23 protein-coding genes are annotated in these 18,669 nt (G+C 60.5%); 14 read left to right on the forward strand and 9 right to left on the reverse strand.

What is annotated here, in order from left to right:
• Nucleotides 1-7: 7 nt before the first annotated feature.
• The 3 genes from FHT82_RS11300 to FHT82_RS11305 form a co-directional block, all read right to left on the reverse strand.
• On the reverse strand, nucleotides 8-997 hold the full coding sequence (locus FHT82_RS11300) for an aldo/keto reductase (protein WP_183730997.1): 990 nt from the start codon (nucleotides 995-997) through the stop codon (nucleotides 8-10).
• Between the two features lie 282 nt (nucleotides 998-1,279).
• Complete coding sequence (locus FHT82_RS30330; protein WP_246698125.1) at nucleotides 1,280-1,468, reverse strand: hypothetical protein; 189 nt, start codon at nucleotides 1,466-1,468, stop codon at nucleotides 1,280-1,282.
• 308 nt (nucleotides 1,469-1,776) lie between these two features.
• Nucleotides 1,777-2,265: a GAF domain-containing protein gene (locus FHT82_RS11305; protein WP_183730999.1), complete on the reverse strand. Its 489-nt coding sequence runs from the start codon at nucleotides 2,263-2,265 to the stop codon at nucleotides 1,777-1,779.
• Nucleotides 2,266-2,384: 119 nt separating this feature from the next.
• On the opposite strand from FHT82_RS11305, the gene FHT82_RS11310 reads away from it, so the two are divergent.
• Both FHT82_RS11310 and FHT82_RS11315 read left to right on the forward strand, forming a co-directional pair.
• On the forward strand, nucleotides 2,385-2,849 hold the full coding sequence (locus FHT82_RS11310) for an NUDIX domain-containing protein (protein WP_183729973.1): 465 nt from the start codon (nucleotides 2,385-2,387) through the stop codon (nucleotides 2,847-2,849).
• A 51-nt stretch (nucleotides 2,850-2,900) separates the two neighbouring features.
• Nucleotides 2,901-3,506: a carboxymuconolactone decarboxylase family protein gene (locus FHT82_RS11315; protein ID WP_183729976.1), complete on the forward strand. Its 606-nt coding sequence runs from the start codon at nucleotides 2,901-2,903 to the stop codon at nucleotides 3,504-3,506.
• Between the two features lie 31 nt (nucleotides 3,507-3,537).
• On the opposite strand, the gene FHT82_RS11320 is transcribed toward FHT82_RS11315, so the two are convergent.
• Complete coding sequence (locus FHT82_RS11320) at nucleotides 3,538-4,509, reverse strand: alpha/beta hydrolase (protein ID WP_246698126.1); 972 nt, start codon at nucleotides 4,507-4,509, stop codon at nucleotides 3,538-3,540.
• A gap of 269 nt (nucleotides 4,510-4,778) precedes the next feature.
• Here FHT82_RS11320 and FHT82_RS11325 point away from each other — a divergent pair, with 269 nt between their 5' ends.
• Nucleotides 4,779-5,201 carry a lipocalin-like domain-containing protein gene (locus FHT82_RS11325; RefSeq protein WP_183729982.1) on the forward strand — a complete coding sequence of 141 codons (423 nt, stop codon included), beginning with the start codon at nucleotides 4,779-4,781 and terminating at the stop codon, nucleotides 5,199-5,201.
• A gap of 106 nt (nucleotides 5,202-5,307) precedes the next feature.
• Here FHT82_RS11325 and FHT82_RS11330 read toward each other — a convergent pair whose 3' ends face one another.
• Nucleotides 5,308-6,195: a LysR family transcriptional regulator gene (locus tag FHT82_RS11330; protein ID WP_183729985.1), complete on the reverse strand. Its 888-nt coding sequence runs from the start codon at nucleotides 6,193-6,195 to the stop codon at nucleotides 5,308-5,310.
• 124 nt (nucleotides 6,196-6,319) lie between these two features.
• Here FHT82_RS11330 and FHT82_RS11335 point away from each other — a divergent pair, with 124 nt between their 5' ends.
• From FHT82_RS11335 to FHT82_RS11365, 7 genes are all read left to right on the forward strand, one after another.
• The gene (locus tag FHT82_RS11335) at nucleotides 6,320-7,159 is read left to right on the forward strand and encodes an oxidoreductase (protein ID WP_183729988.1); all 840 of its coding nucleotides are present in this window, start codon (nucleotides 6,320-6,322) and stop codon (nucleotides 7,157-7,159) included.
• A 154-nt stretch (nucleotides 7,160-7,313) separates the two neighbouring features.
• Nucleotides 7,314-8,318, forward strand: coding sequence for a 2-dehydropantoate 2-reductase (locus FHT82_RS11340; protein WP_183729991.1), 1,005 nt, complete (start codon nucleotides 7,314-7,316; stop codon nucleotides 8,316-8,318).
• Between the two features lie 115 nt (nucleotides 8,319-8,433).
• A complete protein-coding gene (locus FHT82_RS11345) occupies nucleotides 8,434-8,580 on the forward strand; it encodes a hypothetical protein (protein WP_183729994.1) in 147 nt (48 codons plus the stop codon).
• Nucleotides 8,581-8,589: 9 nt separating this feature from the next.
• Nucleotides 8,590-9,510, forward strand: a complete 921-nt coding sequence (gene dapA, locus FHT82_RS11350) for a 4-hydroxy-tetrahydrodipicolinate synthase (protein ID WP_183729997.1) — start codon at nucleotides 8,590-8,592, stop codon at nucleotides 9,508-9,510.
• A gap of 122 nt (nucleotides 9,511-9,632) precedes the next feature.
• Entirely contained in the window at nucleotides 9,633-9,818 is a 186-nt protein-coding gene (locus tag FHT82_RS11355) for a hypothetical protein (RefSeq protein WP_183730000.1), read from the forward strand.
• Nucleotides 9,819-9,841: 23 nt separating this feature from the next.
• Nucleotides 9,842-10,105 carry a hypothetical protein gene (locus FHT82_RS11360; protein ID WP_183730003.1) on the forward strand — a complete coding sequence of 88 codons (264 nt, stop codon included), beginning with the start codon at nucleotides 9,842-9,844 and terminating at the stop codon, nucleotides 10,103-10,105.
• A 124-nt stretch (nucleotides 10,106-10,229) separates the two neighbouring features.
• Entirely contained in the window at nucleotides 10,230-10,532 is a 303-nt protein-coding gene (locus FHT82_RS11365; RefSeq protein WP_183730006.1) for a DUF1883 domain-containing protein, read from the forward strand.
• Nucleotides 10,533-10,550: 18 nt separating this feature from the next.
• On the opposite strand, the gene FHT82_RS11370 is transcribed toward FHT82_RS11365, so the two are convergent.
• Both FHT82_RS11370 and FHT82_RS11375 read right to left on the reverse strand, forming a co-directional pair.
• Nucleotides 10,551-11,867, reverse strand: coding sequence for a replication-associated recombination protein A (locus FHT82_RS11370; protein ID WP_183730009.1), 1,317 nt, complete (start codon nucleotides 11,865-11,867; stop codon nucleotides 10,551-10,553).
• Nucleotides 11,864-13,264 carry a DegQ family serine endoprotease gene (locus FHT82_RS11375; RefSeq protein WP_183730012.1) on the reverse strand — a complete coding sequence of 467 codons (1,401 nt, stop codon included), beginning with the start codon at nucleotides 13,262-13,264 and terminating at the stop codon, nucleotides 11,864-11,866. Before FHT82_RS11375 ends, FHT82_RS11370 begins: the two co-directional genes overlap by 4 nt.
• Nucleotides 13,265-13,543: 279 nt before the next feature.
• On the opposite strand from FHT82_RS11375, the gene FHT82_RS11380 reads away from it, so the two are divergent.
• Entirely contained in the window at nucleotides 13,544-13,894 is a 351-nt protein-coding gene (locus FHT82_RS11380; protein ID WP_183730015.1) for a hypothetical protein, read from the forward strand.
• A gap of 6 nt (nucleotides 13,895-13,900) precedes the next feature.
• Here FHT82_RS11380 and FHT82_RS11385 read toward each other — a convergent pair whose 3' ends face one another.
• Nucleotides 13,901-14,344 (reverse strand): MarR family winged helix-turn-helix transcriptional regulator, encoded by a 444-nt coding sequence (locus tag FHT82_RS11385; RefSeq protein ID WP_246698111.1) that lies wholly within the window; start codon nucleotides 14,342-14,344, stop codon nucleotides 13,901-13,903.
• 90 nt (nucleotides 14,345-14,434) lie between these two features.
• Here FHT82_RS11385 and FHT82_RS11390 point away from each other — a divergent pair, with 90 nt between their 5' ends.
• On the forward strand, nucleotides 14,435-14,839 hold the full coding sequence (locus tag FHT82_RS11390; protein WP_183730019.1) for a GFA family protein: 405 nt from the start codon (nucleotides 14,435-14,437) through the stop codon (nucleotides 14,837-14,839).
• Between the two features lie 59 nt (nucleotides 14,840-14,898).
• Here FHT82_RS11390 and ilvD read toward each other — a convergent pair whose 3' ends face one another.
• A complete protein-coding gene (gene ilvD, locus FHT82_RS11395; RefSeq protein WP_183730022.1) occupies nucleotides 14,899-16,737 on the reverse strand; it encodes a dihydroxy-acid dehydratase in 1,839 nt (612 codons plus the stop codon).
• 321 nt (nucleotides 16,738-17,058) lie between these two features.
• Here ilvD and msrP point away from each other — a divergent pair, with 321 nt between their 5' ends.
• Both msrP and msrQ read left to right on the forward strand, forming a co-directional pair.
• On the forward strand, nucleotides 17,059-18,006 hold the full coding sequence (gene msrP / locus FHT82_RS11400; RefSeq protein ID WP_183730025.1) for a protein-methionine-sulfoxide reductase catalytic subunit MsrP: 948 nt from the start codon (nucleotides 17,059-17,061) through the stop codon (nucleotides 18,004-18,006).
• Nucleotides 18,006-18,665: a protein-methionine-sulfoxide reductase heme-binding subunit MsrQ gene (msrQ, locus tag FHT82_RS11405; RefSeq protein ID WP_183730028.1), complete on the forward strand. Its 660-nt coding sequence runs from the start codon at nucleotides 18,006-18,008 to the stop codon at nucleotides 18,663-18,665. Before msrP ends, msrQ begins: the two co-directional genes overlap by 1 nt.
• The last annotated feature ends 4 nt before the right edge of the window (nucleotides 18,666-18,669 follow it).

Consider the following 18,669-nt stretch of genomic DNA (forward strand, 5'->3'; position numbering starts at 1 on the left):
GCCTTGCCTAAAAGCGGCGCGGTGCTTCCGGCTTGTTGCCGACGATGCTGTCGATCCGCTCCATTACGTCAGCCGTCACCTTGTTCTTGTGCGAGAGGGCTGCGAGATTATCCTGCAACTGGCTTGCGCGCGATGCTCCAAGGATGACGGTAGAGACGTTCTTGTTGGCGAGGCACCAGAGAAGGGCGAGATGGGTGATCGACAGGCCGATCTCGTCTGAGAGCTTTGCAAGCTGGCGAACCTGTTCGAGCTGGGCGACGCCGGCATCGGTGGACCATTTTTCCTTCAGCCATTCGTAGCCGGGCAGGTTCATGCGGCTGTCGGCCGGTATGCCGTCATTGTATTTGCCGGTGAGCACGCCCGAGGCAAGCGGCGACCAGATGGTGGTACCGAGGCCGATCAGGTCGTAGAGCGGAAGGTAATCGGCTTCGACCTTCTGACGTTCGAAGATGTTGTATTGCGGCTGCTCCATGGTCGGCGGCGTGATGCGCAGATCGCGGGCGACGGCGTAGGCTTCCGTCAATTGCTGCGCGGACCATTCCGACGTGCCCCAGTAGAGCACCTTGCCCTGGGCAACGAGATCGTGCATCGCGCGGACCGTTTCTTCGATCGGCGTGTCGATATCCGGGCGGTGGCAGAAATAGAGGTCGAGATAATCCACCTGCAGTCTCTTGAGCGCTGCGTGGCAGGCGTCCGTCACATGTTTGCGCGACAGGCCGCGTTGCGTCGGCTTTTGACCTCCCCAGAAGACCTTGCTGGATACGACGTAGCTGTCGCGGCTCCAGGCAAGCGACTTCAGCGCCTCGCCCATGACGATTTCGGACTTGCCGCTTTCGTACCCTTCCGCGTTGTCGAAGAAGTTTATCCCATTGTCGTAGGCGAGCTTCATGAGGTCGACGGCATCGCCGCCATTGACCTGCTTGCCGAACGTGACCCACGATCCGAAGGAGAACTCGCTCACCTTCAGACCCGACTTCCCTAAACGACGATATTCCATCATGCAGCTCCCATAGGTTATGAAAATGTGCCGCCTACCAAGCGAGGTCGGCGTGGTGCGATCAAGCGATTATCGATTTCTTGCACTCTATGTCACCGGCAGCAATATGCGAAGCTCCGCCATCACAGAAAACTGCGTCCTTTTGCATCACCTCTGCTTATCTGACAATATTGGATCGTTTTCAATGGCTTCACCGGAGAAAGCCGTCGTCCCCCGGTCCGCTGCGCTAGCGATCCAGCATTCAGTCAACTTCCGAGCTTCGTCTGGCGGCTCGGCAGTTTGTCAATAACTGCAAGGTCTATCGTTGCCAAATCCACCCAAGCACGCCGGTCGGAGCCCAATGTCGGCGCTTTGCCCATACCCGACCGAGCCGGTCTGGATCGAACTATCCGAGCTCGTCGTGCAGGACGATGCCAAGGCTATGACGACGACAGCTGCCCCGGCTGCCAGCAGTTTTCGAAATTGGGACATTTTATCTACCCCCATACCGATAAGCGACGACATCGGAACCTCATTACAGGCTCGTGTCATCGCTAGGCAGATAGGCTGGTCCGAAGCTCCGGGAACCGCGTGGGCAATCAAGATTTCGTCATTCACGCAGCCTGCAGACGTTTGCAGCCGCGTCTTACCCACCGGCTGCCGGAGCCGAGACTAAGCCTCATCCCCGGTTATGCTGTCTAGTTCCGTCAGATGCGCTTCTGCCGCGATCAGGGCGTTTTCAACGTTGTGCGCCGCAACGCTACCGGGGGAGCGTCGCCAAGCCCAAAGGGATAGTCCACTCAGAAGCGAGTTGCCGCGGCGAAGATCTCCGCCAGGCGCTCGATCCCTACCTGGTCGTCGGCATCGAAACGGGCGGGAAGCGGGCTGTCGAGGTCGATGACGCCGACGATCCGGTCGCCGTTTCTGATGGGAACGACGAGCTCGGACCGGGACGCGACATCGCAGGCGATATGGCCGGGGAACGCATGGACATCCTCCACCAGAATGGAGGCGCCTTCCTTGACCGCCGTGCCGCAAACGCCTCGGCCGACGGGAATGCGCACGCAGGCCGGCTTACCCTGGAAGGGGCCGAGCACGAGTTCATCGCCTTTCAGGAGATAGAAGCCCGCCCAGTTTAGGTCAGGCATCATCTGGTACATCAGCGCCGAGGTATTGGCGGCGTTGGCGATCATGTCCGGCTCGCCTTCGAGCAGGCCTTGCAGCTGCTGGGCAAGCTCGCGATAGAACTCGACCTTGTTGCCTAATTCGATCGATGCCGCCTGGAACATTGTCACATCCACTTCCTGTTTCCGAGACCGCTGATATAGGCAGTGAAACTGCCTTTGACAAACGGCCGATCCCGAGCGCGGCAATTGAATTGCGACAGCGAATCCGATCAGATCCGCGCATGACGAAGATGATCAGAATATCGGCGGCCCTTCTGTTGCGGGATGATGGCCATACGCTTCTGGTGCGCAAGTGCGGCACCGTGGCCTTCATGCAGCCGGGCGGCAAGATCGAGCCCGGAGAGACGCCTGAGGACGCTCTGATCAGAGAGCTGGCAGAGGAGATCGGCGTCACCGCATCGGCCACCGAGTTCGAATTTCTGGGGCGGTTTCAGGCGCCTGCCGCCAACGAGCCGGATCATATCGTCATCGCCGATGTCTTTCTGATGCATGCACAGGATCACGACATCAAGGCAACGGCGGAGATCGAGGAGGTCCGTTGGATATCGCCGGCCGAGCCGGGCGAGATCATCATGGCATCCCTGACGGAACATCACATCCTGCCATTCTACCGCCAACGGGAAACCCGGCGACCAGCCAAGGTATCCGGCATCAGTTTTGCGGAAAGCGATCGGCGGGCGGATTGATGTCATCAGGCACCGCTCTATTCTCCCACTGGATCAAGGGAGGATCACGCCATGGCCTTCATTCAGACCCCCGATGCATCCGCCAGCAAGAAGACGGCTTCGATGTACGCCTCGGCCGAAGCGAGCTACGGCTACCTGCCGAACATGTACCGCGCCTTCGGACACCGGCCTGAAGTGATGGAAAACTGGGGGACGCTGCTTGCCAGCATTCGCGGCCATATGAGCCAGCGGCGTTATGAACTGGTCACGCTGGCGGCAGCCAGAGAGCTCAAGTCATCCTATTGCATGCTGGCCCATGGTTCCGCACTGCTGCGCGACGGTTTTACCAATGACAGCCTTTCGGCAGTGGCTGGCGGCAGCGAGAAGGCGCCCATTGATGCCGTCGAGCGGGCAATCATGGATTTTGCCGCCAAGGTGGCGCGCGATGCGACCTCGGTGACGCAGCAGGACATCGATGGCTTGAAGCGGCACGGGCTTGTTGACGCAGAGATCTTCGATGTCACCGCGGCAGCCGCCGCGCGCTGCTTTTTCTCCAAGATGCTGGATGCGCTGGGTGCCGCGCCCGATCACGCCTATGCCGAGCGGCTAGATCCCAAGCTGCGTCAGAATCTAGCCATCGGCCGGCCGATCGAGGGGCTGAATTCGAGCCACTCGTAAGAACTGCGATCGTGTGGTTCCGGATTGGCCCTTACTGCGCTGGCGGATCTGCAAAATGCGCGATCGCGAATTCGGCGATCTCCTGGCCTGCCTTGTCAGCATCATCCAGCACCGAGGGGAAAAGCTGCCATTGATGCGGCATTCCCGGCCAGACCTGCGTCGTCACGTCGACGCCCGCCTTGTGCGCCTTGTCGGCAAGCCGCAGCGTATCGTCGAGCAGCAGCTCGCCGGAACCGACCTGCAGCAGCAAGGGCGGAAAACCCGAGAGATCGGCATAGAGCGGAGAAATGTTGGGATCCGTCGCGGAATTATTGCCGAGATAGGCCTTGCGCAACGCTTCCAGCGCATCCTTGTCCAGCACCGGATCATTGGTGGCATTCTCTGTGACCGATGCACCTGAGGCGGATAGATCGGTGATCGGGCTCAGCGCCACGACGGCTGCCGGCAGCGGCTGGCGGGAGCGCATCTGCCGCAACACGGCTTCGAGCGCCAGATTGCCACCGGCACCATCGCCGATCACCACGATATTTCCGTTGCTGTAGCCGCTGTCAAGCAGCCAGCGGTAGGCGGTGAGCGCATCATTGACCTGCGCCGGGTAGTTATATTCAGGCGTCAGTCTGTAATCCATCAGCAACACATCGCTGGACGCTGCCTTGGCGAGCGAACCGGCGATCAGGTGATGTGTGCGAATGGAACCGCCATAGAAGCCGCCGCCATGGATGAAGAGGATGGCGCGCCGGCCGATCGGATGATGAAGGCGCGCAGGCCAGACAAGTTCGGCATCGACGCCATCGGCATCGACATGCCGGATCTGGATGCGTGTCGGCTCGGGCAGCGATTCCATGAAATCGCGGAAAGCGGTGCGACGATCCCGCAGGGTCTCCGCACCCTTGAAATGTTCTTTCCAGCGGGAAAGCAGCTTTTCGACCTGCTCCTTGGAAGCCGGTGTTTGTGCCGGCATTTCCTGCGCCGATATTTCCAGCGGAAAGGCAGACAACATCATCGCTGCAAACACTGACAGCAGCCCTTTGCGACATTCCATTTTCCACCGACTGCCAGCAGAAAAAAACGGCTTTCTCATTCGCCCCTCCGGCGCTGATCTTCCTTCTTGCGGCGCATCTTCTCCACTTCGCCACCGAGAGTCAAAAGGGAGTTTTGACTGATTGCCGAGAGCTTTTCCCGGTCAGCTTGGGGTATTCTGACCAGAAAAGGCTACGGGTTCGTAGTCCGCATTTTTTGGTTGTGCTAGACTACTTTAAGGAGGGGAAGATCATGGACAGAGCCGCCCTCATCGGGACGTGGCGCATGATCTCGTGGACGCGAACCGTTGTTGCGACCGGGGAAGTCAGCGATGCCATGGGTGCCGATCCCATTGGATATATCGCCTATCATGCCGATGGCCGGATGATGGCTTTCGCTACCAACCGACGCAGGCCGAGACCCAACGGCAAAGCCCCCAACGACAACGAAAAGGCCGCACTTTTCGATACGATGCTGGCTTATACCGCCGCCTATACGCTGGAGGGCGACAAAGTGATCCATCATGTCGAGGCCGCCTGGAATCCGACATGGGAGCGGCCGCTGATCCGCCCGGTGCATATCGAGGGCGACATACTCGTCATCAGCGATGCACCCGCCACCGATCCGATAACGGGAGAGGATGTCGTCTACCGCCTGGAGTTCCAAAAACTCTGACGACTACAGCATCGGCCCGAAAATCGGCATCGATTTTCGGAAAGCCTGATGTGCGGATTCAAAGAGTTAGAGTATCCTCTGTGCGTCCGATTGGACGCACGGCACTCTAATCGCCGCGGATCGCGTCGATCACTGTGCGGAAGCCCGCCGAGATGTGCCGCCGGCTGGGATAGTAGAGATAAAGCGGTTCTTCCGGCTGGCACCATTCGTCCAGCACCTGAACAAGCTGGCCGCTTGCAATCAGCGGTGCCACCCTGCCTTCCCAGACATAGGCGAGCGCCACACCGCTGAGGGCAGCCGTTGTCATCAATTCATGGTCGTCGAGGGACAACGGACCCGTAGGATGGAAGGTGATGGCCTGGCCGTCTTTTTCGAAATCCCAGGGATAACGCGCGCCTGACGGAAACATGTTCTGTATGCAGATATGCCGCTTCAGATCATGCGGCGTTTCCGGCAATGGTCGAGTTTCGAAATAGGCGGGCGAACCGACGACGACGAGACGCATGCGCGGCTTGATGCGAACGGCGATCATACCCTCCGTGACACGCTCACCGAAACGGATGCCGGCATCGAAACCCTCCTCGACGATATCCACCAGCCGGTCCGTTGCGGCTATTTCGAGCTGCAGATTGGGGTTCTTCATCAGAAGCGGCCCGATGACCTGACCGACGACGAAAGGCGCAATGGAATTGCCGACATTGATGCGGACCCGACCGAAAGGTGTATCGCGGAAGCGGTTCAGCGCATCGAGCGCGGCGCTGATTTCGCCGAAGGCCGGATCGAGATGAGACCGGAGCAGTTCGCCGGCTTCCGTCAGCGAGACGCTGCGGGTCGTGCGGTTCAAGAGGCGAATGCCGATGCGGTCCTCCAGATTGAGGACGGCGTGGCTGATCGCGGAGGCGGTCACGCCCCTTTCCTCTCCCGCCTTGCGGAAGCTCTTGTGTCTGGCGACAGCGGCGAACGCTGCCATTTCGGAAAGCTCGGTTGCCCTCATTGCTGAATTTCACTCATCACAATCTCTTAAATAACAAATCTTATACATGAGCGAGATTTGCGTCAAATTCCTCTCCGTCAGCAACGAACTGCTGAAACAAACAATCTGACGAAAGGAAATTGCCATGAAAGTCTGGTTCATCACGGGTGCATCGCGCGGCTTTGGCGCGCTGATGACCAAGGGTGCTCTTGCCAACGGCGACGCTGTCGTTGCCACCGCCCGCAACCCCAAGACCATCACCGAACAGTTCGGCGATCATCCGAACCTGCTTGCCGTCGCTCTCGATGTCACCAATGAAGACCAGGCTAGGCAAGCTGCCGCTGCCGCCGTTGCCCGCTTCGGTCGCATCGACATCCTCGCCAACAATGCCGGCTACGGCCTGCTCGGCGCCGTCGAAGAAGCCACTGCCGCCGAGATCGAGAAGATCTATGCCACCAACGTCTTCGGCCTGCTGAAGGTCACCCGCGCCGTGCTGCCTTACATGCGCCGCCAGCGCGCCGGCCATATCCTGAACTTCTCCTCGATCGGCGGTTATGCGGGCTTCCCCGGCTGGGGCGTCTATGGTTCCACGAAGTTTGCTGTCGAGGGTCTGTCGGAATCGCTGGCGACCGAAGTCGAGCCTTTCGGCATCAAGGTCACGATCATCGAGCCCGGCTTCTTCCGCACGGACTTCCTGCATGACAATTCGCTGGCGATCAGCCCTGCCTCCATCCCCGACTATGTCGGCACACCGGCCGGCAACATGCGCGACTTCGCAGCCAGCGCCAACCATGCCCAGCCGGGCGATCCGGCCAAACTGACTGCCGGCATCATCGAAATGGTGAACGCCGCCCACCCGCCGCTGCGCATGCCGTTCGGCAGCGATACGGTCGCCAGGATCGAAGAAGAACATGCCAATGTGGAAAAGGAACTTGCCCAATGGCGCAAGCTCGCCGTCTCCACGGACTTCGAGCAGACCGCCTGAGAAGGCCTGACTTTCCCCACAACAACAAGCGCGCCCGCCGGCGCGCTTGTTTCATTTCAGCGTGAAGAGCGTTCAACAGGTCAAGATTTTCATTCGCCCCGGCGCTTCGATGGCCTATGTCTACCGCGTCATCACGAATAGGAAGAGGCAGGGCATGGCGAGCACATCCATCTGTATCTACGGAGCCGGCGCCCTCGGAGGCGCGATCGCCGTCAAGCTTGCAAGCCGGCTTGGCGATCACGCGACCGTCTCGGTCGTCGCGCGCGGCGCGCATCTGGAGGCGATCCGCAAGGATGGCCTCTCCCTGCATGAAGCCGGTGCCGATGGGCCGATCAATGTGCGGATCACGGCAACGGACGATCCCGCGACGCTGCCGCCGCAGGACCTCATCATCACCGGACTGAAGGGGCATCAGCTCGGCCCGGCGGCGGAAGGCATGGCCGCGTTACTGAAGGACGATACACGGGTCGTCATGGTGCTGAACGGCATTCCCTGGTGGTATTTCCATCGTGATATGCAAAGCGGCCATGCCGAGCTGCAATTCGATGAGCTCGATCCCGGCGGCAAGCTGTGGCGCCTGATCGGCCCGGAGCGGGTGATCGGCTGTGTGGCGATGCAGGGTGCGGAAGTCGTCAATCCCGGCGAAATCCGCCTTTCCAACAATGGCCGCTTCGTGCTCGGCGAACCCTCCGGCGACATGTCGGCCGATCTCGAAACCGTCGCCGGTCTCTTCACCAGGGCCGGCCTCACTGTCTCGACCACGCCGCGCATTCGTGACGAGATCTGGAACAAGCTGACGGGCAATGCAGCCTTCAACCCGATCAGCGCGCTGACGCGAGCCTTGATGACCGATATCATGGCCGATCCTGCGCTTTTCGACATGGTCGGTAAAATCATGAACGAAGTGCGTGCTGTCGGCAGCGCCCTTGGTGCAACATTCAGCATCACCATTGAGGAGAGACTTGAGCAGTCACGCCATATCGGCCCGGTGCGCACCTCGATGTTGCAGGACTTGCTGGCCGGCAAAGCGCTGGAAATCGTGCCGCTCGTCGGCATGGTTGTCGCGCTCGGGCGCACGGCCAAAGTGCCGACGCCCGTTTCCGAGGTGATACTGGCGCTCGTCACGCAGCTCGACAAGGAAAACCAGCGCGGCGGCTGACAGCCGCCTCTTTATGCTATTCCTATATCTTCGCTCTCCACCCCGAATGGATTTCCTATCGGACGTGGCAGTAGCCTTTGACACAACAACAAAGGTTACCACCATGCGAGATGTCATGTCCCCCCAATACCAGCCGCTTCGCCCGCACCGGATCACGCGCGGCAAGAGGCAGATGCGCGAAAAGCGCACGGCCCAGGCGCTGATGGTGTTCGGCATCGTGCTCGCCTGCGTCGAACTCTATGTGGTCCTGAGCTCGCTCTGAGAGCCCATCATGAACAATACGGGAAAACTGCGCCCAGGCGGCGCGATCACCGCGCTCGTCACGCCGTTCCGAGACGGTGAGGTCGACGGCGCAGCATTGGAGGACCTTGTTGAATGGCAGGTGCTGAGCGGCGTCGATGGACTCGCGATCTGCACCGCGGCGGGCGAAGGGCCGACCCTTTCGCCTCAGGAACGCCGCATGGTGCTCGACATCTGCATCCGGACCGCGGCGGACCGTATCCCGGTGATCGCCGCGGCCGGAACCAATTGCACCGAAAGCACGATCGCTCTGATACGGGACGCGAAAGAGTGCGGCGCCCGCGCCGTGCTGGTGACTGCGCCTTATTACTCCAAGCCGGGGCAGAAGGGTATCGTCCGTCATTTCGAGCGTATTGCCGCAGCAACCGATCTGCCTGTTCTCATCGAGAATGCGCCGGCGCGGACGGCGAGCGATCTGACCATGGAAACGCTGGAGCGGCTTGCCGCGTTCGAAGCGGTCGTCGCGATCGTCGATTCGACCGGTGATATCGCCCGCTTCGCCAACCTGCCGCCGGCGCTGCGGCAACGCTTCCGATTCCTGTCCGGTCATGACGCCACCGCCCTTTCCTTCCATCTCTCGGGCGGCGACGGTATCGTGTCCGCGGCCGCAAATATCCTTCCCCAGCTCGTCACGTCACTGCAGAAGGCCGCTTATGGAAGCCATATCTCGGCGGCATTCGCGCTCAGCGACAGGCTGCTGCCGGTTGTGGCCGCACTCGGCCCCGAGGACGATCCTGCAAGGCTGAAATATGCGCTGCAGATATTGCGCGGCACGCCTTCGGATCTTCGCCTTCCGCTTGTGCCGATTGAGTCCGGCAGCTGCTTTGCGATCGCCAAGTCGCTTGCCCCCTTCATCGGCGGCAGCGTCGCGCGCATGGCGCTATCCCTATGAGATTTTAATATTTTCGCTTTCGGCGCCAAATGGAAACCCTATCCGCCGGCATCTATCTTGATCAGCGTGACACCGCCGCGACACTCAAACGGCGGTTGAGTTAGACTTCGAAAGGACAAACGATGTCACGCCTAACTGATACCTGTACCAAGACTGACCCGCTGCAACGTGGCGCAAGCCCCCATGCGGCTGCGGTTGATCCTTCCCATCCGCTCTTTGCCGGTCTTGTGGCCGTCGCACTCCGGCTCGGCGCCGTCATGGCCTTTGCCGGGCTCGTGCAGGTGAGCCTCCACCTTATTTCCCAGTAAGAGCCGGATCGAGGATGACGACAATGGCAAATGTACACCAACGCCGACAGATTTCGGCTCCCGTCGCCGCCCGTCCGGCCCGCTTCACCGTCGGCCGCGACAAGGGTGGCCGCTGGATCGTCCAGGATCGCGAGGGGCTCGTCGGCGGTCTCTTCGTCAATGAAGCTGCGGCCCTCCATTTCGCAGCGGAAGAGTGCAACCACAATCCAGATGAGATCTGCCGTGCGGCAACGGGCGCGGTGCTCGATTTTGCACCTCTTGCGCGCAGCACCGGCAATATCCACTGAATACTGTGCCGTTCCTGCCGTTTTGGCACAGCAGGAGCGGCAACACGGCGGAGATTTCCAACTTTTCCTTAACTGCCGTCCTGATAAAGTCCCGCATGCAGAGACTACATATGCCGCGAGACCAATGCCGAAACCGAACTTCCGCTTCACCCATTATGATATCAAGGAACAGCGCGCCGGAACGATCGTCGAGGTGTCGCTGAGCGCCGTGAACAATGTGCGGCTGATGACGGCTCCCAATTTCCAGCGGTTCACCGAAGTGCTCGATTTCAAATATATCGGCGGCGTCGCGCGCAAGTCGCCGGTCAAGCTCGCCATTCCCGAAAGCGGCCACTGGCATATCGTCGTCGATATGGAAGGCCATCACGGGCTGGCGGATTCTTCCGTCAAGCTGATCACCGCTCCAGCCACACAGAAGCGCGCCTGATATCAGCGCTGCCCGATTTCAGCGCGGATTGCGCTCCTTACGAAGTTTTGCCCACCAGTCCAACCGCTTGCGGATCTCGCGTTCGAAACCGCGTTCGGGCGGATCGTAGAAGGTTTGGCGGCCCATTTTTTCCGGGAAATAATCCTGGCCCGAGAAGGCATCCGGCTCGTCGTGATCGTAGCGGTAGCCTTCGCCATATCCCTCGCCCTTCATCAGCTTTGTCGGCGCGTTCAGGATATGCTTCGGCGGCAGGAGCGAACCGTTCTGCTTCGCGGCCATGGTCGCCGCTTTGAAGGCGGTATAGACCGCGTTCGATTTCGGTGCGGTTGCGAGATAAACGCAGGCTTCCGCTAAGGCCAGTTCGCCTTCCGGTGAGCCCAGATAGTCATAGGCATCCTTGGCGGCGTTGCAGATCACCAGCGCCTGCGGATCGGCAAGCCCGATATCCTCCACCGCCATACGCACCAGCCGCCGGCCGAGATAGAGCGGATCCTCGCCAGCATCGAACATACGGGCGAGATAATAGAGGGCGGCATCGGGATCGGAGCCGCGTACGGACTTGTGAAGCGCCGAAATCAAATTGTAGTGGCCGTCCTGCGCCTTGTCATAGACCGGAGCTCGGCGTTGGACGATGCGCGTCAGGCCTTCGGTATCAAAGGTCTCGCCCTCGCGGGTGGCGCGCCAGACTTCTTCAGCCAGCGTCAGCACCGCGCGGCCGTCGCCGTCGGCCATGCGGATCAGGCTGGCGCGTGCGTCCTCGGTCAGCGGCAGTGGCCTTCCCTCGACCGTCTCGGCGCGTTTCAGCAATTCCTCCAAGCTCTCTTCATCATGCGACTTGAAGGTCAGCACGCGGGCGCGCGACAGAAGGGCGGCGTTGAGCTCGAATGACGGGTTTTCCGTCGTCGCGCCGACGAGGATGACAGTGCCATCCTCCATGACCGGCAGGAAACTGTCCTGCTGGGCGCGGTTGAAGCGATGGATCTCATCGACGAAGAGCAGCGTCTGGCGACCGTCCATGCGGCGCATGCGGGCCGCCTCGAAGACTTTCTTCAGGTCGGCAACGCCGGAGAAGATCGCCGAGATCTGTTCGAATGCCAGCCCCGCCTCGCCCGATAACAGCCGCGCAACCGTCGTCTTGCCGGTACCCGGTGGCCCCCAGAAGATCATGGAGCCGAGAGAGCCGCTCTCGATCATGCGGCGCAGAACGCCGTCTTCACCGGTCAGATGCTCCTGGCCGGTGACTTCACCGAGCGTCTTCGGCCGCAGGCGATCGGCAAGCGGCCGCCGGCTGGCGACCTCTTCCGGAACTCGCGGCGCGAAGAGATCATCACTCATCGGAAGAACTGCCTGATACGCTGACCATCGCGCTCGATCTCGACCCGCCAGAGGCTGGGATCGGAATCGGCGATCGCCTCCAGGTCGCGGCTGCTTTTCACTTCGGCCCCATTGATGGAAACGATGATATCCTTCGGCTCGAAGCCGAGGCGGGAAGCGGGAGACCCGCCCTCAACATCGGAGATAACCACACCCGTCGAATCGAGCGGCATCCTCAGCTCATCTGCGACACGCGGCGAAAGGTTTTCCACGACCGCACCGGTAAAGGGCGTGCGTCCGCCGATCGTGCGCTGATCGCGAGGCTGGGTTTCCGGCGCGCGGGCAAGGGCAAGCGTTACCTGCTGCTCGCGCCCGTTCTCCATGACCGTCAGGTTGACCGACTTGCCGAGGCCAGCCGTCGTCAATCGATAAAGAAGCGCATCTGGATGTTCAACGGAGACGCCGTCGACGGCAGTGATCACCTCGCCCGCCTTAAGGCCGGCCTTGGCTGCCGGGCTATCCGCCGTGACCTTGGCGATCAGCGCACCGCGCGCCTTGTCGAGGCCGAGTGCATCGGCGACCTCAGAGGTCACCGGATCGAAACTCGCGCCGATATAGGGCCGCTCGAAGGATTTGACCCCGGAATCGGCCGAGGTGAGGAAGACCTTGACGAGATTGGCAGGAATGGCGAAGCCGATACCGTTAGACCCGCCGCCGCGCGAGAAGATCGCCGTGTTGATGCCGATCAGCTCGCCCTTCATGTTCATCAGCGCGCCGCCGGAATTGCCGGGATTGATCGAGGCATCCGTCTGGATGAAGAAGCCGAATTCGTTCTTGACCACCTGATTGCGGGCAAGTGCCGAAACGATGCCGCTGGTGACGGTCTGGCCGACGCCGAAGGGATTGCCGATTGCCAGCACGAGATCGCCCACTTCCACCGCATCGGAATTGCCGATCGGCAGTGCCGGGAAATCCGCCTTGCTGTCGATCTTCAGCACGGCGAGATCGACGCGGTCGTCGCGCAGAACCACCTTGCAGGGGAACTCGCGACCGTCCGACAGCGCCACCTTGATATCATCTGCACCCTCGACGACATGATTATTGGTCACGACGGTGCCGTTCGCCTCGACGATGACGCCGGAGCCGAGCGAAGACTGCTTTTCGGAGCGGTTTGGCATCTGCTGGCCGAAGAACTGCTCGAAAAAGGGATCGCCGGCAAAGGGCGACTGCCGCTGAATGGTCTTTTCAGCATAGACGTTCACGACAGCGCCCGAGGTCTGCTTGACCAGAGGTGCGAAAGAAAGCTGCATCTGCATCTGACTTTCCGGCACGGTCTTGGTCTGCGCCTGAGCGTAGGCGGGCAGCAGGAGCGTCAGTGCCAGAAGCGAAACGGAGGCGTGCTTGAACAGGCCTTGCATGGGAATCCTTTTGAAATGCTCTCACGAAAAATGTTGTAGCGCCCGACGCTAGAAAGGAAAGAGGGCGGAAGCATGGAAGACAAAGGCATCGCGGATTTGGGAATTTGAATCAGCAAAATCAAGCAGGTTACTGATATCTAAGCTCAAAAGCAGGACGTAGTCACCGGGCAGGGACATCATCTTGAAAGCGGCCCGGCGGGTTTGATCCTTGCCATAAAACGGAGCTGCATCATCTTTGCCGTGAGGCCGAAACAGAGTGCCCTTACAGCTGGAGAGATTATGAAGACCGCCATCCTATCCGCCGCCATCTGCGCCACGTTATTCGCTCTTGCACCGAATGGCGCGCAGGCGGCGAGCTTCAACTGCGATGCAAAGGAGCTGCAGCCGGATGAGAAGGTGATCTGCGAGAACCGACCACTCAACGATGCCGATGTGAAGATGGTGACGACCTTCGAGCTGTTGTCCGGCCTGCTCGCCATGGGTGCGCGCGGTACGCTGCAGGACGAGCAGACCGCGTGGCTGAAGAAGCGGCAGGCCTGTGGCGCAGATGCCGCCTGCATTGGTGCTGCCTATCAGGAACGGTTGAAGCAGCTCGGTGAGACCTACAAGCACATCAATCGTCCGCTCTGAGGACGTTCAGTCCTGATCTCCCCGGCCCTGGAAATCGGCAATCATCTCGTTGATGAGGCTGGCGGCCTGGCGCAGCCGTTCTTCGCCATAGGTGGCACCGTGTTCGTTTGCCCATACTGCCTGGCGGGCGGAGATATCTGCAAGCGCTTTCTTTCCCGCCTCGGTCAGCTCCATCAGCTTGGCGCGCTGGTGGACCGGGTTGGCGCGGTAGGCAATCAGCCCCTCGCCTTCAAGAAGATCGGCGATCCGCTGTACGCCTTGGCGCGCAAGACCGAGCGCACGCGCTGCATCGGCAACCGACATAGGCGCGTGGTCGGCCGCAGCAAGCACCTGCCAGCGCGCACTGGTCTGCCCGGCAGGTCTGGCAAGCGCATCGCCTTCAGCCTGCAAGTGGGAGGAAAGGCGGATCACCGCGATAGAGAGGGCGGCAAAAGCATCGCCGTCAGGCATACGTTTTCTCATCATCTTGACAACATATTGTCATTCATTGATAATGACAATATGTTGTCATATGGTGCAGCAACACGCAAGGAGGAGCGCATGAAGAAGACCTATCACGGAAGCTGCCATTGCGGCCGTATCCGCTACGAGGCCGATATCGACATTCAGGCCGGGACGGGAAAGTGCAACTGCTCAATCTGCTGGAAGCGCCGCTACTGGGGCGCCAACATCAAGCCCGAGGATTTCCGTCTTCTGTGCGAGGAGACCGGCATCAGCGATTACCAGTTCGGCACCTTCTCCGGCCATCACCGCTTCTGCGCCAACTGCGGGGTGGCGGCTTACGGCGACGGCTATGTCGAGGCAGTCGGCGGCGCCTATGTCTCGATTAATCTCGCCTGCCTTGACGATCTCGATCCCGCCGAGCTTGCGGAAGCGCCGGTGCAATATTTCGACGGCAGGAACAATAGCTGGTGGAATGTGCCGACCGAAACGCGGCATCTCTGAAAACGCCACGACCCGCTGACTCTTAGTCAGCGGGTCGTAGGTTTGAAATACTATACGTCTTAGCGGGCGTTCAGATCGCGTACGGCGCCACGGTCGGCACTTGTTGCGAAAGCCGCATAGGCCTTGAGCGCAGTCGAGACGTTGCGCTTGCGCGGCTCGGCCGGATGCCAGCCCTTCTGATCCTGCTCGGCGCGGCGGGCAGCAAGCTCCGCATCGCTGACACGCAGGCTGATCGTACGGTTCGGAATATCGATGTCGATCATGTCGCCCTGGCGCACGAGACCGATCGTGCCGCCGTTGGCAGCTTCCGGCGAGGCATGGCCAATCGAGAGACCGGAGGTGCCACCCGAGAAGCGGCCGTCAGTGATGAGCGCACAAGCCTTGCCGAGGCCTTTCGACTTCAGATAGCTCGTCGGATAGAGCATTTCCTGCATGCCAGGGCCGCCCTTCGGGCCTTCATAACGGATGACGACGACATCGCCGGCAACGACTTCATTGCCGAGGATGCCCTTGACGGCCGCGTCCTGGCTTTCAAAGACCTTGGCAGGACCGGAGAATTTCAGGATCGACTCATCGACGCTGGCCGTCTTCACGATGCAGCCGTCGAGCGCCAGATTGCCCTTGAGGACGGCCAGACCACCATCCTTGGAGAAGGGATGCTCGACGGAGCGAATGACGCCGCCGACGCGGTCGGTATCGAGTTCATCCCAGCGGGCTTCCTGGCTGAAGGCAACCTGGGTCGGGATGCCGCCGGGAGCCGCGCGATAGAACTTGCGAACCGTCTCACTGTTGGTGCGGGTGATATCCCAACGATCGATCGCGTCACCCAGCGTTTCGGCATGAACCGTCGGGCAGTCGCGATTGAGGAGGCCGCCCTTATCGAGCTCGCCGAGGATCGACATGATGCCGCCGGCGCGATGAACGTCTTCCATATGCACGTCGGACTTGGCCGGAGCGACCTTCGAAAGGCAGGGAACGCGGCGCGACAGCGCATCGATGTCGGCCATGGTGAAATCCACCTCGCCTTCATGGGCAGCCGCCAGAATGTGCAGAACCGTATTGGTCGAGCCGCCCATGGCGATATCGAGCGCCATGGCATTCTCGAAAGCCTGTTTCGAGGCGATCGTGCGCGGCAGGGTCTTCTCATCCTCCTGCTCGTAATAGCGGCGAGCGAGATCGACGATCAGGTGGCCGGCTTCGACGAAGAGGCGCTTGCGGTCGGCATGGGTGGCAAGCGTCGAGCCGTTGCCGGGCAGCGACAGACCGAGCGCTTCCGTCAGGCAGTTCATGGAGTTTGCGGTAAACATGCCGGAGCATGAACCGCAGGTCGGACAGGCAGAGCGCTCGATGACCTTGACGTCTTCGTCGGAGATCTTGTCATCGGCAGCAGCGACCATGGCATCGACGAGGTCGAGCGCATGCGTCTTGCCATGCAGGACGACCTTGCCGGCTTCCATCGGGCCGCCGGAAACGAAAATAGTGGGTATGTTGAGGCGGAGCGACGCCATCAGCATGCCGGGAGTGATCTTGTCGCAGTTGGAGATGCAGACCATGGCGTCGGCACAGTGGGCGTTGACCATGTATTCGACGCTGTCGGCGATCAGTTCGCGCGAGGGCAGCGAATAGAGCATGCCGTCGTGGCCCATGGCGATACCGTCGTCGACGGCGATCGTGTTGAACTCCTTGGCAACGCCGCCGGCCGCTTCGATTTCGCGGGCGACCAGCTGGCCGAGATCCTTGAGGTGGACGTGGCCGGGCACGAACTGGGTGAAGGAATTCACCACGGCGATGATCGGCTTGCCGAAATCCGAATCCTTCATGCCCGTGGCGCGCCAAAGGCCGCGCGCGCCCGCCATGTTGCGGCCGTGGGTCGTGGTTCTGGAACGATAAGCTGGCATCGGTGTCTTCCTCAATATCCAGGAATTGTCTGGCGATGCGGGGCGGCAAAAGGATTTGCGGAGGCCGGGCAGTCGCTGCTTTTTGGAATTGTCCTAATCCAATCGACCCTAGCTGTCACTACCGGGAACGCCCAAAGCGGTACGGGTAGCACCATCGGGTATATACGGACGCAAGCTCTCTTTTGTTACGGCCTATTCCATCACGGACGAACACAAAAAATTGGCTTTTCGTCGCTAGGATTCAAGGCATACACACTGATCCAAAGCGCGTAATTTGCGTTTAAGATTCACGCGGGCTGCCCCGCCCAAGAGGAATTCGACATGCCAACCTATCGTCCGCCCAAGGTCCCTTCTTCCGAGATCACGCCGCGCGAGGTTTATATGAAGCGCCGGGAATTTCTTGGCGCCGCGACACTCAGCGCCATGGCGCTCTACGGCGCTGGCAAGGCGAGCGCTGCGGCGCTTACGACCGTCAAGAGCAAGTACACGGTCGATGACAAGCTGACGCCGATCAAGGACGTGACCACCTACAACAACTTCTACGAATTCGGCCTCGACAAGGGCGATCCTGCAGCCCTTTCCGGCAAGTTCAAGCCGCTGCCCTGGACGATAAAGGTCGACGGCCTCGTCAATAAGCCCGGCACCTTCGATATCGAAGCGCTGATGAAGGAATTCCCCATCGAGGAACGCGTCTACCGCATGCGTTGCGTTGAGGCCTGGTCGATGGTCATTCCGTGGAGCGGCTTTCCGCTTGCTTCGCTTCTCGACAAGGTGGAACCGCAGGGCAGCGCCAAATATGTTGCCTTCGAGACCGTTGTGCGGCCGGAGGAGATGCCCGGTCAGGCCGGCTTCTTCCAGTCGCTCGACTGGCCCTATGTGGAGGGTCTGCGCATGGACGAAGCCCGGCACCCGCTGACACTGCTTGCCGTCGGGCTCTATGGCGAAACGCTGCCGAACCAGAATGGCGCACCGGTGCGTCTCGTTGTCCCCTGGAAATACGGTTTCAAGGGCATCAAGTCGATCGTGCGCATCACGCTGACCGACCAGCAGCCGAAGAATACCTGGCAGGTGACAAACCCGCAGGAATACGGCTTCTATGCCAACGTCAATCCGGCCGTCGATCATCCGCGCTGGAGCCAGGCGACGGAGCGGCGCATCGGCGAAAGCGGCTTCTTCGGCGCCAGCCGCCATCCCACCCTGCCCTTCAACGGCTATGCCGACGAAGTCGCCAGTCTCTACGACGGCATGGATCTCCGGGTGAACTTCTGATGGCAGCGTTTTCGCTCGCCATTCCGAAGCGCTTGCAGCCGGCATCCGTCTGGCTGCTCTATGGTGTGGGGCTCCTGCCCGCAGCCTGGAACTTCTATCTCGGCGCAACGGACCAGCTCGGCGCCGATCCGGTGAAGACCTTCGAGCTCTTCCTCGGCATCTGGACCATCCGCTTCCTGATCCTGACGCTTGCGGTTACCCCTGCCCGCGATCTTCTCGGCTGGAATTACCTGCGCTATCGCCGCGCACTCGGCCTTCTGACGTTTTACTATGCTCTGATGCATTTCACCGTCTACATGGTGCTCGATCAGGCGCTGGACGTCGCTGCCGTCATCGATGACGTCGTGAAGCGACCCTTCATCATGTTCGGCATGGGTGCACTGGCGATGCTCGTTCCACTCGCGCTCACATCCAATAATTTCTCGATCCGCAGGCTGGGCAAGAACTGGATCTGGCTCCATCGCCTCGTCTACATCGTTGCCGCATCGGCAGCACTGCACTTTGCTCTGTCGACGAAGATCCTGGACCTCGAGCAATATATCTATGTCGGGCTGATCATCGCGCTGATCCTCTACCGCTCCTACAAGCCCATCGGGCGGAGCCGAAAGATGGGTCAAGGACGGGCACGCGGACGAACCGTAGCATCATCAGCGTCATAGAGAT

Source organism: Rhizobium sp. BK275 (assembly GCF_014193555.1).
GTDB lineage: Bacteria > Pseudomonadota > Alphaproteobacteria > Rhizobiales > Rhizobiaceae > Rhizobium.

Bases quoted from the DNA above. Each gene is read 5' to 3' on its own strand.
- FHT82_RS11390 (WP_183730019.1), top strand. From the start codon at position 14,435: ATGAAGAAGACCTATCACGGAAGCTGCCATTGCGGCCGTATCCGCTAC.
- FHT82_RS11370 (WP_183730009.1), bottom strand. From the start codon at position 11,867: ATGAGTGATGATCTCTTCGCGCCGCGAGTTCCGGAAGAGGTCGCCAGC.
- FHT82_RS11360 (WP_183730003.1), top strand. From the start codon at position 9,842: ATGGCAAATGTACACCAACGCCGACAGATTTCGGCTCCCGTCGCCGCC.
- FHT82_RS11310 (WP_183729973.1), top strand. From the start codon at position 2,385: ATGACGAAGATGATCAGAATATCGGCGGCCCTTCTGTTGCGGGATGAT.
- FHT82_RS11355 (WP_183730000.1), top strand. From the start codon at position 9,633: ATGTCACGCCTAACTGATACCTGTACCAAGACTGACCCGCTGCAACGT.
- FHT82_RS11300 (WP_183730997.1), bottom strand. From the start codon at position 997: ATGGAATATCGTCGTTTAGGGAAGTCGGGTCTGAAGGTGAGCGAGTTC.
- msrQ (WP_183730028.1), top strand. From the start codon at position 18,006: ATGGCAGCGTTTTCGCTCGCCATTCCGAAGCGCTTGCAGCCGGCATCC.
- FHT82_RS30330 (WP_246698125.1), bottom strand. From the start codon at position 1,468: ATGTCCCAATTTCGAAAACTGCTGGCAGCCGGGGCAGCTGTCGTCGTC.
- FHT82_RS11320 (WP_246698126.1), bottom strand. From the start codon at position 4,509: ATGATGTTGTCTGCCTTTCCGCTGGAAATATCGGCGCAGGAAATGCCG.
- FHT82_RS11345 (WP_183729994.1), top strand. From the start codon at position 8,434: ATGTCCCCCCAATACCAGCCGCTTCGCCCGCACCGGATCACGCGCGGC.
- FHT82_RS11330 (WP_183729985.1), bottom strand. From the start codon at position 6,195: ATGAGGGCAACCGAGCTTTCCGAAATGGCAGCGTTCGCCGCTGTCGCC.
- dapA (WP_183729997.1), top strand. From the start codon at position 8,590: ATGAACAATACGGGAAAACTGCGCCCAGGCGGCGCGATCACCGCGCTC.
- FHT82_RS11365 (WP_183730006.1), top strand. From the start codon at position 10,230: ATGCCGAAACCGAACTTCCGCTTCACCCATTATGATATCAAGGAACAG.
- FHT82_RS11375 (WP_183730012.1), bottom strand. From the start codon at position 13,264: ATGCAAGGCCTGTTCAAGCACGCCTCCGTTTCGCTTCTGGCACTGACG.
- FHT82_RS11325 (WP_183729982.1), top strand. From the start codon at position 4,779: ATGGACAGAGCCGCCCTCATCGGGACGTGGCGCATGATCTCGTGGACG.
- ilvD (WP_183730022.1), bottom strand. From the start codon at position 16,737: ATGCCAGCTTATCGTTCCAGAACCACGACCCACGGCCGCAACATGGCG.
- FHT82_RS11315 (WP_183729976.1), top strand. From the start codon at position 2,901: ATGGCCTTCATTCAGACCCCCGATGCATCCGCCAGCAAGAAGACGGCT.
- FHT82_RS11385 (WP_246698111.1), bottom strand. From the start codon at position 14,344: ATGCCTGACGGCGATGCTTTTGCCGCCCTCTCTATCGCGGTGATCCGC.
- msrP (WP_183730025.1), top strand. From the start codon at position 17,059: ATGCCAACCTATCGTCCGCCCAAGGTCCCTTCTTCCGAGATCACGCCG.
- FHT82_RS11305 (WP_183730999.1), bottom strand. From the start codon at position 2,265: ATGTTCCAGGCGGCATCGATCGAATTAGGCAACAAGGTCGAGTTCTAT.
- FHT82_RS11380 (WP_183730015.1), top strand. From the start codon at position 13,544: ATGAAGACCGCCATCCTATCCGCCGCCATCTGCGCCACGTTATTCGCT.
- FHT82_RS11340 (WP_183729991.1), top strand. From the start codon at position 7,314: ATGGCGAGCACATCCATCTGTATCTACGGAGCCGGCGCCCTCGGAGGC.
- FHT82_RS11335 (WP_183729988.1), top strand. From the start codon at position 6,320: ATGAAAGTCTGGTTCATCACGGGTGCATCGCGCGGCTTTGGCGCGCTG.